This is a genomic window from Achromobacter sp. NPDC058515 (genome assembly GCF_042721735.1).
Taxonomy (GTDB): Bacteria; Pseudomonadota; Gammaproteobacteria; order Burkholderiales; family Burkholderiaceae_B; genus Achromobacter.
The window spans coordinates 51,299-64,335 of sequence record NZ_JBHXNI010000010.1; the positions used below are offsets into that span (position 1 = coordinate 51,299).

At 65.2% G+C, this 13,037-nt stretch carries 14 protein-coding genes; all 14 read right to left on the reverse strand.

What is annotated here, in order from left to right; genetic code table 11:
• Window positions 1-18 precede the first annotated feature (18 nt).
• A complete protein-coding gene (recO, locus tag ACFWP0_RS17865; RefSeq protein WP_008161966.1) occupies window positions 19-606 on the reverse strand; it encodes a DNA repair protein RecO in 588 nt (195 codons plus the stop codon).
• The gene (era, locus tag ACFWP0_RS17870) at window positions 599-1,489 is read right to left on the reverse strand and encodes a GTPase Era (protein WP_377844216.1); all 891 of its coding nucleotides are present in this window, start codon (window positions 1,487-1,489) and stop codon (window positions 599-601) included. The genes recO and era overlap by 8 nt, the downstream gene beginning before the upstream one ends.
• Window positions 1,486-2,247: a ribonuclease III gene (rnc, locus tag ACFWP0_RS17875; RefSeq protein ID WP_377844218.1), complete on the reverse strand. Its 762-nt coding sequence runs from the start codon at window positions 2,245-2,247 to the stop codon at window positions 1,486-1,488. Before rnc ends, era begins: the two co-directional genes overlap by 4 nt.
• Before the next feature lie 2 nt (window positions 2,248-2,249).
• A complete protein-coding gene (gene lepB, locus ACFWP0_RS17880) occupies window positions 2,250-3,134 on the reverse strand; it encodes a signal peptidase I (RefSeq protein WP_377844220.1) in 885 nt (294 codons plus the stop codon).
• 26 nt (window positions 3,135-3,160) lie between these two features.
• Window positions 3,161-4,954 (reverse strand): translation elongation factor 4, encoded by a 1,794-nt coding sequence (lepA, locus tag ACFWP0_RS17885; protein WP_377844222.1) that lies wholly within the window; start codon window positions 4,952-4,954, stop codon window positions 3,161-3,163.
• A gap of 214 nt (window positions 4,955-5,168) precedes the next feature.
• A complete protein-coding gene (locus ACFWP0_RS17890) occupies window positions 5,169-6,650 on the reverse strand; it encodes a DegQ family serine endoprotease (RefSeq protein ID WP_377844224.1) in 1,482 nt (493 codons plus the stop codon).
• A gap of 38 nt (window positions 6,651-6,688) precedes the next feature.
• The gene (locus tag ACFWP0_RS17895; RefSeq protein WP_377844226.1) at window positions 6,689-7,777 is read right to left on the reverse strand and encodes a MucB/RseB C-terminal domain-containing protein; all 1,089 of its coding nucleotides are present in this window, start codon (window positions 7,775-7,777) and stop codon (window positions 6,689-6,691) included.
• A complete protein-coding gene (locus ACFWP0_RS17900; protein WP_377844228.1) occupies window positions 7,777-8,283 on the reverse strand; it encodes a sigma-E factor negative regulatory protein in 507 nt (168 codons plus the stop codon). Before ACFWP0_RS17900 ends, ACFWP0_RS17895 begins: the two co-directional genes overlap by 1 nt.
• A 12-nt stretch (window positions 8,284-8,295) precedes the next feature.
• Complete coding sequence (gene rpoE, locus ACFWP0_RS17905; RefSeq protein ID WP_377844230.1) at window positions 8,296-8,895, reverse strand: RNA polymerase sigma factor RpoE; 600 nt, start codon at window positions 8,893-8,895, stop codon at window positions 8,296-8,298.
• Entirely contained in the window at window positions 8,892-9,350 is a 459-nt protein-coding gene (locus tag ACFWP0_RS17910) for a hypothetical protein (protein WP_377844232.1), read from the reverse strand. The genes rpoE and ACFWP0_RS17910 overlap by 4 nt, the downstream gene beginning before the upstream one ends.
• A 37-nt stretch (window positions 9,351-9,387) precedes the next feature.
• Window positions 9,388-10,617, reverse strand: a complete 1,230-nt coding sequence (gene fabF, locus ACFWP0_RS17915; RefSeq protein ID WP_377844233.1) for a beta-ketoacyl-ACP synthase II — start codon at window positions 10,615-10,617, stop codon at window positions 9,388-9,390.
• Window positions 10,618-10,803: 186 nt separating this feature from the next.
• The gene (gene acpP / locus ACFWP0_RS17920) at window positions 10,804-11,043 is read right to left on the reverse strand and encodes an acyl carrier protein (protein WP_003813816.1); all 240 of its coding nucleotides are present in this window, start codon (window positions 11,041-11,043) and stop codon (window positions 10,804-10,806) included.
• A gap of 212 nt (window positions 11,044-11,255) precedes the next feature.
• Window positions 11,256-12,008: a 3-oxoacyl-ACP reductase FabG gene (fabG, locus tag ACFWP0_RS17925; protein ID WP_377844235.1), complete on the reverse strand. Its 753-nt coding sequence runs from the start codon at window positions 12,006-12,008 to the stop codon at window positions 11,256-11,258.
• 4 nt (window positions 12,009-12,012) lie between these two features.
• A complete protein-coding gene (fabD, locus tag ACFWP0_RS17930) occupies window positions 12,013-12,948 on the reverse strand; it encodes an ACP S-malonyltransferase (protein ID WP_377844237.1) in 936 nt (311 codons plus the stop codon).
• Window positions 12,949-13,037 lie beyond the last annotated feature (89 nt).

Below are 13,037 nucleotides of genomic sequence, written 5' to 3' on the forward strand. Positions count from 1 at the left end.
GGGCGAACCGGGCCGCGCTCAGATGCGTTGCAGGTCCAGCAGCACGCGCCGCGTCGACAGCGGGCGGCCGGCCAGGTTCTCGGCCAGGCGCGCGCGCAGATCGCTGCGCAGTGCGGGCTCGATCACCGGGTCATCGAAATCGGGAGTGGCCTCGTCGACGCCATAGCCGGTCTCGCGCAGCAAGGTCCATTCGAAACGGCGCAGCGCGCCGGCCGCGCGGGTGCCGCCGGACAATTGCTGCAGGGCCATGTCGTAGGCGTCGAACAGCAGCGGATGCGCGTCCTCGCGCGGCAACAGGCGCAAGAGCAGCTCGTTCATGTACCAGGCGGACATCAGGGCGGAGCCGGCCAGCGGGCGTATTCCCGCGATCTCGGCGCGCGTCAGCGTCTTGACTTCGCCGTTGCCGGTCCATGACAGCAGCAGCGGCTGAAAGGCGGACAACACAGGACGCAAGACGGAATAAGGGCGCTTGGCGCCCTTGGCAACCATGGCCACGCAGCCATGATCGCGCGAGAAAGTCTGAACTATCAGGGATGTTTCACGCCACGCCGTGGCGTGCAACATAAACCCCGGGCGATCCTGGACGCGTGGCGCCCGTCTACTCATAGCCCAGATCGCGCAGCGCACCCTCGCGGTCGGACCAGCCCTTGCGCACCTTGATGTAGACCTCCAGGTGCACGGGCTTGTCCAGCAGCTTGGCGATGTCCTGCCGCGCCTCCGAGGCGATGCGCTTCATGTGCATGCCGCCCGTGCCCAACAGGATGGGCTTGTGGCTGTCGCGCTCGACCACCACGCAGGCGTTGATGCTCGCGCCCTTGGCCGTCTCTTCCCATTGCTCGATGACAACGGTGCAGCCATAGGGCAGTTCGTCGCCCACCAGGCGGAAGATCTTCTCGCGCACGAGTTCGGCGGCGATGAAGCGCATGGGGCGGTCGGTCAGCGTGTCCTCTTCGAACATCGCTTCGCCTTCCGGCAGGCGGGTCGCGATTTCTTCCAGCAGCTGGTCCAGCTGCTGGTTCTTGGTGGCGCTGACCGGCACGACCGCGCCGAAGGGATGCAGCGCCATGATCTTGGAGACGAAGGCGAACAGCTCGTCGCGGTTCTTCAGCGCGTCGATCTTGGAGACGACCAGGATGGTGCGCTCCGGATTGGGCAGCAGCGGCAGCAGCTTGGCGTCGCCTTCGGACCACTTGCCGGCTTCCACCACATGCACCACCACGTCCACGTCGGCCAGGGCCTGCGTCACGACGCGGTTCATCATGCGGTTCATCGCGCCGCCATGGCGCGTCTGGAAGCCCGGCGTATCGACGAACACGAATTGCTCGTGCTCGCGGGTCAGCACGCCGTGGATGCGGTGGCGCGTGGTCTGCGCCTTGCGCGACACGATGGAGATCTTGGAACCGATCAGGGCGTTCGTCAGCGTGGACTTGCCCACATTGGGACGGCCAACGATGGCAACGAAGCCGGTACGAAAAGGGGTATCGCTCATTTAGTCTCTTGAGCCACTGCCACGGGCAGCGACAATTGCGCGGTTTTGCGCGCCTTGCCCGACTTGCGGGCAGCCTTGGTCGCCGGGCTGACGGCCAACGCGGCCTCCAGCGCCAGCTTGGCCGCCGATTGCTCGGCGGCGCGGCGGCTGGCGCCGGGCGCCATAACCTTGATCTCTAGCGCCGGGATGGCGCATTCGACTTCGAACTGCTGACTGTGGGCCGCGCCATGCGTGGCCACCACCGTGTACAACGGCAGCGCCAGCTTGCGGCCCTGCAGGAACTCCTGCAGCAAGGTCTTGGCGTCCTTGCCCAGGGTCTTGGGGTCTACCGAGGCCAGCACCGGCTGGTACTGGCGCACGATTACGCGGCGTGCCGCGTCAAAGCCCGCGTCCAGGAAGACGGCGCCGAAAATCGCTTCGACCGTGTCCGCCAGGATGGAGGGCCGGCGGAAACCGCCGCTCTTCAATTCGCCTTCGCCCAGCCGCAGGTACTGAGACAGCTCCAACCGTTGGGCGATGTCCGCCAGCGATGCCTGCTTGACCAGATTGGCCCGCAGCCGCGAGAGGTCGCCTTCATCGATTTTGGAATAGCGCTCGAACAGCATCGCCGCCACGACGAAGTTCAGCACGGAATCCCCAAGGAATTCCAGGCGCTCGTTATGGCGCGCACCATGACTGCGGTGCGTCAGCGCCTGTTCAAGCAATGCTGGATCACCGAAGTGGTGATCCAGGCGGTTTTCTAGCGTGGCTAGCGACATAATCAGTTGAACCGGCCGATGCGGCTGAGATCGCTGAAGTTCATCCAGATGAAGAACGCGCGGCCGACAATATTGGATTCAGGAACGAAACCCCAGTATCGGCTGTCAGCGCTGTTATCCCGATTATCGCCCATGGCGAAAAAATTCCCTTCGGGTACCTTGCAGCGTACCCCATTGCGGCTGTATTGGCAGTTTTGGCGGTTGGGAAATTGCCACATCGGGGAATAATCCTGCGACTTGCCCTCATCCAGCAGGATTTTATGGTCAACTTCGGCCAACTTCTCTTTATATTGCGCGATATACGACACACGATCCGGCTCGAAGTAGTCGCCGTCGCGCACATGCGGCACCAATTCGCCGTTCACGTACAGCTTTTTGTCCAGGTAAGCGATCTCGTCGCCCGGCAGGCCCACTACGCGCTTGATGTAGTCCACGTCCGGATCCACGGGATAGCGGAACACGAACACGTCGCCGCGCTGCGGCGTGCCGACAGCGATGACCTTCTTGTCGATCACGGGCAGGCGCAGGCCGTAGCTGAACTTGTTCACCAGGATCAGGTCGCCCGATTGCAGCGTCGGCAGCATGGAGCCCGACGGAATGCGAAACGGCTCCACCACGAACGAGCGCAGCATGAACACGAACAGGATGACGGGAAAGAAGCTGACCGCGTATTCGATCCACCACGGCACGCGCCGCGCGGCATCCCCGGCTTCCCGGCGCAGGCGCTCGGTCTCCTGGGCGTCGCCGACCAGGGCCGCATCGTACTGCGCCATTGCCGCTTGAGCGCGCCGCTCGCGCCCCTTGCGCAGCACCGCCAGATCAAGCACCCAGATAATGCCGGTCAAGACCAGCAGAACAAACAGGATCAGGGCAAAGTTCCAACTCATCAGCTAACCGCCTTCTTTTTTTGGTTCTACTTGTCTTCCACTTGCAGGATGGCCAGGAACGCCTCCTGCGGGATTTCCACGCTACCCACCTGCTTCATGCGCTTCTTGCCGGCCTTCTGCTTTTCCAGCAGCTTCTTCTTGCGCGAGATGTCGCCGCCATAGCACTTGGCCAGCACGTTCTTGCGCAGCGCCTTCACGTTCTCGCGCGCGATGATTTCAGCGCCGATGGCGGCCTGGATGACCACGTCGAACATCTGGCGCGGGATCAGGCCCCGCATGCGGGTGACCACGTCGCGGGCGCGGTGGCGCGCGTTGCTGCGGTGGACGATCACGGCCAGCGCGTCGACCCGGTCGTTGTTGATCAGCAGGTCCACGCGCACCACGTCGGCGGAGCGGTACTCCAGGAACTCGTAGTCCATCGACGCGTAGCCGCGCGAGACCGACTTCAGCTTGTCGAAGAAGTCCAGCACGATCTCGGCCAGCGGGATCTCGTACACCAGGTGGACCTGGCGGCCGTGATAGCTCATGTTGACCTGGGAGCCGCGCTTGTTATTGCACAGCGTCATGACCGGACCGACATAGTCCTGCGGCATGAACAGTGTGACCTTCACGATGGGCTCGCGGATGTCCTGGATCTTGCCCACTTCCGGCATGCGCGACGGGCTTTCCACCGTGATCACGGAGCCGTCGCGCTGCTCGACCTCATAGACCACCGACGGCGCGGTGGTGATGATGTCCATGTCGAACTCGCGCTCCAGGCGCTCCTGCACGATCTCCATGTGCAGAAGGCCCAGGAAGCCGCAACGGAAGCCGAAGCCCAGGGCCTGCGAGACTTCCGGCTCGAACATCAGCGCCGCGTCGTTCAGCTTGAGCTTGTCGAGCGAATCGCGCAGTTGGTCGTATTCGGAGCTTTCCACCGGATAGAGGCCGGCGAACACCTGCGGCTTTACTTCCTTGAAGCCGGGCAGCGCCGATGCGGCCGGCTTGTTGGCCAGCGTGACGGTATCGCCGACCTTGGCGTCTTCCAGTTGCTTGATGCCGGCGATGATGAAGCCCACCTCGCCCGCCGACAGATGCGGGCGCTGCTGCGATTTGGGCGTGAACACGCCGGTCTGCTCGCACAGGTGGGTGGCGCCGGAGGCCATCAGCAGGATCTTGTCCTTGGGCTTGAGCACGCCGTTGACGATGCGCACCAGCATCACGACGCCCACGTAGTTGTCGAACCACGAGTCGATGATGAGCGCCTGCAGCGGCGCATCGGGGTCGCCCTTGGGATGCGGCACGCGGGCCACGATGGATTCGAGGATCTCGTCGATGCCCATGCCGGTCTTGGCGCTGGCTAGCACGGCTTCCGAGGCGTCGATGCCGATCACGTCCTCGACTTCCTGGCGCGCGCCGTCGGGGTCGGCCTGCGGCAAGTCCATCTTGTTCAGCACGGGCAGCACTTCCACGCCCAGCTCGATGGCGGTGTAGCAGTTGGCGACGGTCTGGGCCTCGACGCCCTGGGACGCGTCCACCACCAGCAGCGCGCCCTCGCACGCCGACAGGGAACGGCTGACCTCATACGAGAAGTCCACGTGCCCCGGGGTGTCGATCAGGTTCAGGTTGTAGGTCTTGCCGTCCTGCGCCTTGTAATGCAGGGCGGCAGTCTGGGCTTTGATGGTAATGCCGCGCTCGCGCTCGATTTCCATGGAGTCGAGGACCTGCGCCGACATTTCGCGATCCGCCAACCCGCCGCAGCGCTGGATCAGGCGATCGGCCAGGGTCGATTTGCCATGATCGATGTGGGCAATGATGGAGAAGTTGCGAATATGCTGCATGCTTGAATTTATAAGGGACGGAACACTCGGCACACTGCCGGAAGACACCGCCGCCGGAGTACGCACGGCTGACGTGAAGGGCGCTGACGGGACTAGCCCGGGCAAAACGAGGGGGCGCCTGGCGCCCCCTCTTGCGGCAACCAGCCATTTTAGCTGGTCTTGGGCCTTTTTTTTTGCCTGGCGCCGTACCGAGGCAAAAAGCGCTCTCCGCGGACTACTTCGACGCCGGCACCGCCACCCACTGCGTCTGGTCGCCGCGGCGCACCAGCAGGCCTGCCGCCCGGCCCTTGTCCAGCTTGGCCACGAGTTCGGCGAACTGCTTGGCGCCGGTGACGTCGGTGTCGTTCAGGGCCAACACAATATCGCCTTCCTGCAGCCCGGCCTTGGCGGCCACGCCCTCGGCGACCTTCACCTGGACGCCGCCCTTGATGCGCAGCTTCTTCTGCACGTCGGCGGGCACATCCACCACGCCCAGCCCCAGCGCATTGGTCACCTCGGGAACGGGCGCCGCCTTCTTGCCGGCGGCAGCCGCCTTCTCGGTCGGGATCTCGCCCACCTTGACCGACAGCGTCATGCTCTTGCCCTTGCGCCACACTTCCATGTCGGCGCGCGTGCCCGGCTTGGTTTCGCCCACGATGCGCGGCAGGTCGGACCAGCGCTTGATTGGCTCGTTATTGAACTTCAGGATGACGTCGCCCGGCTGGACGCCGGCCTGTTCGGCCGGGCCCTCGGCTTCCACGCTGCTGACCAGCGCGCCTTCGGCCTTGGGCAGCCCGATGGCCTCGGCCACGTCCTTGCCCACTTCGCCGATCTGCACGCCGACGCGGCCGCGCGTGACCTTGCCCGTGGCGCGCAACTGGTCCACCACGCGCATGGCTTCGTCGATCGGAATGGCCAGCGAAATGCCCATGAAGCCGCCGCTGCGCGAAATGATCTGGGAATTGATGCCCACCACCTCGCCTTCCAGGTTGATCAGCGGGCCGCCCGAGTTGCCGGGGTTGACCGCGACGTCAGTCTGGATGAACGGCAGGTACTCGCCGGTGTCGCGGCCAATGGCGCTGACGATGCCCGAGGTCACGGTGGAATCCAGGCCGAACGGCGAACCGATGGCCAGCACCCACTGCCCCTTCTTCAGCTTCTTGGGGTCGCCGATCACCAGCGAGATCATGTCCTTGGCTTCGATCTTGATGAGCGCCACGTCGGTGCGCTCGTCCGTGCCGATGACCTTGGCCTTGAATTCGCGGCCGTCGGTCAGGGTCACGTAGATGTCCGTCGCATCCACCACCACGTGGTTATTGGTCAGGATGAAGCCGTCGGCCGAAATGAAAAAGCCCGAGCCCACGCCGCGCGGCACCGTGCGCTCTTCCGGCTGGGAAGGCTGCGGGCGCTGGCGCGGGTTCGGCGACGGCTGACCGCCGCCCGGGGGCTGGAATTCGGGGCCGAAGAACCAGCGGAACAGCTCGTACGGGTCGCTGCCGCCAGGGCCGCCGGGTCCGCGCACCGGCACCGTGGCCGTGGTGCGGATGTTCACGACCGCGGGGTCGGCCTTTTCGACGATGTTCGTGAAGTCAGGCAACCCGGCCGGCGGCGTCTGCGCAACCGAATCGGGGACATAGGCGGTGGACAACATCACGCCCGCCGCGACAGCCGCCAGAAGGCGCCGGAAAAAAGCGTTCGACACCGTCATTGCTTTCATAAGTTACTCCGAAATTACTGCTTGCCGCGCCGGGCGGATCACTTGGATCCCGCCCCTGCCGGTGCTGCTGCCGCGGGTGCGGCGGGCACGTATTCTGTGGCTTCCGCAAGCTGTTCCAGCGTCGCCACGGGCACTTCGCCCACGGCCGTCAGCCAGAAGTCCGCGATGCGCGTGCTGAAGACGGTGATGGCTCCGCGCTGCGCCGCGCCTTCGGGCGGATGATGGCCGCGCTGGCTGTCATAGGGCTCGATGAAGACCGAGATGGCCGCCAGGCCATCGGACAGCACCATCTGGCTGACCGGGGCGCCGCGCCCCATGGAGCGCGCCACCTGCATGATCACCGAGAAACCCTTGGGCGCGGGAATGCGCCAGCCCTGGGCGGCCAGGTCCACCGGCTTCATGGTGGCCTCAAGCACCTTCCAGTCGCGCGTGTTCCAGCGCGACGACAGCGACTGGGTATCCACTTCCGAACCCAGGCGCAACGAGGTGAAAGACACCTGCTCGACCACGCCGCGGGCGGCGTTCAAGGTCTGGGCCTTCAGCAACAGATTGGTTTCGACGTCCGCGCACAAGCGATAGCCGTAGCGCAGCTTGTCCAGCGGCTCGATCGTGATCAGCCGGCATTCCCGGCCCGCCACGCGGTGCAGCGCGGGCTCGGTGCGGATCTTGTAGTGCTCGGACAGGTTGGCCGGATCTCCTAGGAGCAGGCCGGGAAAGCGGTCTCCCCGGCGGCGCTCGACCAGCACGGTCTTGCGTTCGGGAATCAGGCACTGCACATCGTCGTTGTGGCGCAGATACTCGCGCGGCTGGCCGTCGAGAATCTCGAGGCGCTCCCGCTCGCCCGTGCCGTCCATGACGTGCACGAGGCGCGAGGACTGGATCATCTCGCCTTGCTGATACATGAAGACGCCGGCGTAGTCCTGCTTGCGCGCCGCCTGCTGGATGCGCGTCAGCAGCTGGACGATGTCGTCGGCCTGGCCAGCCGGGGCCTTGTCGGCGGCCGCCGCGGGTTCGTGCGCGGCCAGGAAAGCAGTCAGGAGCGTGGCGGCGAACCAGCCGGCGCGGTGCGCCTGCCATGAGGCGGCGCGTCCCAGCACCGGCCAGCGTGACGGAAGCACAAGCGCCATCAACGTCCCGCTCCGACATCAAACGATACCTGCCGCACCGCGCTGGGGCCCGCCATCTGGCGATGGGCCTCCAGGTAGTCGCGCAGGCCCGAATCGTCGGACGCCGAAGCCGGCATGCTGGCGTCGGCCAGCACGCGCACTTCCGTGGAGGGCGCGCCCGTCAGGTACGGCTGCGCCACCCAGGCGACCGTCGCGACCGCCGCCGCCACGGCCAGGCCGGACAGCCCCACCCGCAATGGCGAACGGCGCCGGGGCGCCGCTACGATAGGCAATTCCGCATCCAGCGCCCGTGCCAGGCGGGCCTGGAAGGCCGCGCTGGGCGTCAGCGCCAGGTCTGAATTGCGCAGGGAATCACCTATCAGGTGATAGGTGTCCCAGGTCTGGCGTCCTTCTTTGGACAACAGACTGGGAAGAATATCGTCGGAATCCTCTCCGTCCATCCAGGCGGAAACCGATTCCTCCCAGGAGGACTCGGTGATCACAACGGACTTGGCTGCTGTTTGCATGACTGCCACTCCTTACCAGCGACGCTCGACATCGGTGTCGAGCAATGGACGCAACTTGGTCGCGATGGCTTCGCGCGCACGAAAAATGCGGGAGCGCACCGTACCGATCGGGCAATCCATGCTCTGGGCGATGTCTTCGTAACTCATACCTTCGATTTCACGCAGGACAATTGCGGTGCGCAACTCTTCGGGCAATTCCTCGATGGCCGCGTTCACCGTCTCGGCGATTTCGCGGCTGGCAACCATGGCTTCCGGCGTGCTTATATCGGTTAGGTTGTCGGTTTCGTTAAAAGTTTCACCGTCTTCCGTTTCTATCGCATTCGGCGCGCTGGGGCGCCGGCCCTGGGAAGCCAGCCAATTGCGGGCCGTATTGATGGCGATGCGATACAGCCAGGTGTAGAAGGCGCTCTCTCCCCGGAACTGGGGCAAGGCCCTATAGGCCTTGATAAAAGCCTCCTGGGCCACGTCTTCGATTTCCGAGGGGTCCCGGATCATCCGGGCCAGCAGGCGGAGAATCTTCCGCTGGTACTTGAGCACCAGCAGATCAAATGCCTTCTTGTCGCCCCGCTGGACGCGCGCGACAAGCTCGGCGTCGACTTCGCGCTCGCTCATGAGGCCTCCCGCGGGTGGAGCACCGTATGCGCGCGCCGCGCCGTGCCCGTCAGCAGGCGCAGGCGCCGCCAGGACTCGGGTCGCAACGTCTGCCGCCAGACGGTGAGAGTGATTTTGCTAGTGGTAAAGGCCGTACTCCCGGTGGGCAAGGGCTGGAAAGTGAGCGTCAGCCAGACAGGGCCGCGCTGCTGATCCAACAACAGCGCCTCTTGCCAGCCCTGCGGCCGGCGCACCTGCCAGTGGCCACCCCCGGCTGCCGTGCGCAATGCCGTTACCGGGGACAGGCTGCTCCGTGCCGAGTGTAACAGCCCGGCCAGCACAAGCAGGAACGCGATCGCCGCGATGCCCGCCCATGCCTGGCCGTGCCAGGATGCCGCCGTTGCCGCGCTGGTCACGGCCGCGGCCAGCGCCAGCCCGAAGAGCGCGGTTGCGCCCCTGGGCTGCAGGACAGGCACGCGAAACGACCAATGCCCCCGGACCGGGCCTTCCAAATCAGACCCGGCGAACGGCCATGGAGCCGTTGGTGCCGCCAAAGCCGAACGAGTTGGACAGGCCGACTTCGATCTTCATCTGCCGCGCCTCGTTGGCGCAGTAGTCCAGATCGCATTCGGGATCTTGATTGAAGATGTTGATCGTCGGAGGCGAAACCTGGTTGTACACGGCCATGGTCGTGAACACGGCCTCGATGCCGCCGGCGGCGCCGAGCAGGTGGCCGGTCATGGACTTGGTCGAGTTGACCACCAGATTCTTGGCGTGGTCGCCAAACGCCAGCTTCAGCGCGTCGGTCTCGTTCTTGTCGCCCAGGGGCGTGGACGTGCCGTGCGCGTTGACATACTGGATGTCATCCGCGTTCAGGCCGCCGTTGCGCAGGGCGTTCAAGACGCCGCGGCGCGGACCGTCCTTGTCGGGGGCCGTGATGTGGTGCGCGTCCGAGCTCATGCCGTAGCCTGCGAGTTCGCCGTAGATGCGCGCGCCGCGCTTCTTGGCGTGCTCGTACTCTTCCAGCACCAGGACGCCCGCGCCCTCGCCCAGCACGAAGCCGTCGCGGTCGCGGTCCCAGGGACGCGAAGCCGTTTCGGGGTCATCGTTGCGGGTCGACAACGCGCGCATGGCGGCAAAGCCGCCAATGCCCAGCGGCGACACGGTCGATTCGGCGCCGCCGGCCACCATGACGTCGGCATCGCCGTACTCGATCAGGCGCGCGGCATCGCCAATGCAATGCAGGCCGGTGGTGCACGCCGACACAACGGCGTAGCTCGGGCCTTTCATGCCGTAGGTGATCGACAGGTGGCCGGAGATCAGGTTGATCAGCGAACCCGGCACGAAGAACGGAGAAATCCGCCGAGGACCCTTGGCCAGATATTCGACCTGGGTTTCTTCGATGCGCGGCAAGCCGCCGATACCGGAACCCACGATCACGCCGATGCGCTCGGCATTGGCTTCGGTGACTTCCAGGCCGCAATCGCGCCAGGCCTGCATGCCCGCGGCCAGGCCGTAATGGATAAACGTATCCATCTGGCGGGCTTCCTTGGCCGAGATATAGGTACTGATGTCGAAGTCTTTGACTTCGCCAGCAATGTGGGTAGTGATGGCCGAGGGATCGAAACGGGTGATACGGCTGATGCCAGAACGTCCGTTGACGATATTGTCCCAAGCGGTGGTCAGATCGTTCCCTACGGGGGAAATGATACCCAGGCCGGTGATGACGACACGTCGCTTCACGGATGACTCCTCAAACAGACAAAAGAAAGGCGGTTTTCGGGATGCGCTGCGCGTGTGGACCACACGAAAGCGGGTCGGGCTTTACGACGCCCTTCCCGCAGGTGGCCCACACGGCAAATTCCTGAAACCGCCCCGATTTCCGGCCGGCCGAGGTCATCTCGGCAACCAGAACGATATAGGCTGAGCTTACTGCTTACCGTGCGAATTGATGTAGTCAATCGCTTGTTGCACGGTCGTGATCTTTTCGGCCTCTTCGTCGGGGATCTCGGTCTCGAATTCGTCTTCGAGCGCCATGACCAGTTCGACCATGTCGAGCGAATCGGCACCGAGGTCGTCAAGGAAGGAGGATTCGTTCTTGATCTCGGCTTCGTTCACGCCAAGTTGTTCAGCGACGATCTTCTTGACGCGCTGTTCGATGCTTTCCATGCAGATCTCCAATTGGGAAAAATCCCGCGAATTATAGCCAAGCGCGGAGTGATGCAACGCCTGACCGTGACAAAAATAACACCGCTCACTTGTTCTGTCGCCAAGAGTGACGCAGGAATACCTGTGTGCGGCGTTTCCGGTGAATCGCGCGCTGCCCCGCCGGTTGCCCGGCGGCGGCGCGGCGGCCGGGGCCGCCGCGCGCGATTCGTGATTTATTGCATGTACATCCCGCCGTTGACGTGCAGGGTGGTGCCGGTAATGTAACCCGCCTGCGGCCCGGACAAAAATGCCACCGCATGGGCGATGTCCGTGGGCGAGCCCAAACGGCCCAGCGGAATCTGCTGCAGCAAGGCCGCGGTCTGGTTTTCACCCAGCGCGCGCGTCATGTCCGTATCGATGAAGCCCGGGGCAACGCAGTTCACGGTGATGTTGCGGCTGCCCAGTTCGCGCGCCAGCGCGCGCGACATGCCCGCCACGCCCGCCTTGGCGGCGGCATAGTTGGCCTGGCCTGCGTTGCCGCTGGAGCCCACCACCGAAGTCACGTTGATGATCCGTCCCCAACGGGCTTTCATCATGCTGCGCAACACCGCGCGCGACAGGCGGAAGACCGACGCCAGATTGGTGTCGATGACCGCGGACCAGTCGTCGTCCTTCATGCGCATCGCCAGCGTATCACGGGTGATGCCGGCGTTATTGACGAGGATATGCGGGCCGCCGCCTTCCTTGCCCAGCGCGTCGATCAGCGCATCGCAGGCTTCGGCGTTGGTCACGTCGAGCACCACGCCGCGGCCGCCAAACGGGGCCAGCGCTTCGGTGATGGCGGCCGCGCCCGATTCGGACGTGGCGGTGCCGACGACGGTTGCGCCGCGGGCGGCCAGTTCCTGGGCGATGGCGCGGCCGATGCCGCGCGTGGCGCCCGTTACCAGCGCGATCTTGCCCTGCAGTTCGATCGAGGTGTTATCCATGTCTTTAATTTCCGTTAACGGCGGCCAACGCGGCTTCAAGCGAAGCGGGATCGGTGATGGCCAGGCCGGTAAGTTCGGGATCGATGCGCTTGGTCAGGCCTGCCAGCACCTTGCCGGGGCCGCACTCGATGATGTGCGTGACGCCTTGCGCCTTCATCGCGCGCAGGGTTTCGACCCAGCGCACAGGATGCCATGCCTGACGCACCAGCGCATCCCGGATTGCCCCGGGTTCCGTGGGCGCAGCCACATCGACGTTGTTGATGACGGGGATCTGCGGCGCGGACACGGCCACGCCGGCCAGGGCGCCGGCCAGCACATCGGCGGCGGGTTTGAGCAGGCTGGAGTGGAACGGCGCGGACACCGGCAGCAGCAGCGCGCGCTTGGCGCCCGCCGCCTTGGCCAGTTCGCAGGCGCGTTCGACGGCGGCCTTGTGACCCGCGATCACGACCTGCGCGGGCGCGTTGAAGTTCACCGCCTCGACGACCTCGCCTTGCGCGGCGGATGCGCACGCGGCGCGCACGGCATCATCGTCCAGGCCCAGGATGGCGGCCATGGCGCCGGTGCCGACCGGCACGGCGGCTTGCATCGCGTCGGCGCGCACGCGCACCAGGCGCACGGCGTCGGCCAGCGCCAGCGAACCCGCTGCGGTCAGCGCGGCGTATTCGCCCAGGCTGTGGCCGGCCACGACGTCGGGCTTGCGGCCGCCCGCCGCGCACCAGGCCGCGTAGAACGCAACCCCGGCGGTCAGCATGGCGGGCTGGGTATTGGTGGTGAGGTTGAGCTGCTCAACGGGACCCTGGGCGATCAGCGCGCCCAGGTCCTGCCCGAGGGCCTGCGACGCTTGCGCCACGGTGTCCGTGACGGCCGCAACGCCCGACCAGGCATCCAGCATGCCGACAGCTTGCGAACCTTGGCCGGGAAAGACAAAAGCGATTTTCATGATTGACCGTGTGGATTGATTCAGTGTCTGTGGAGAATGTCAGGCGCGCTCTCCCGGCGGGCGCGGCACGCATGCCGCTCCGCCCGGGC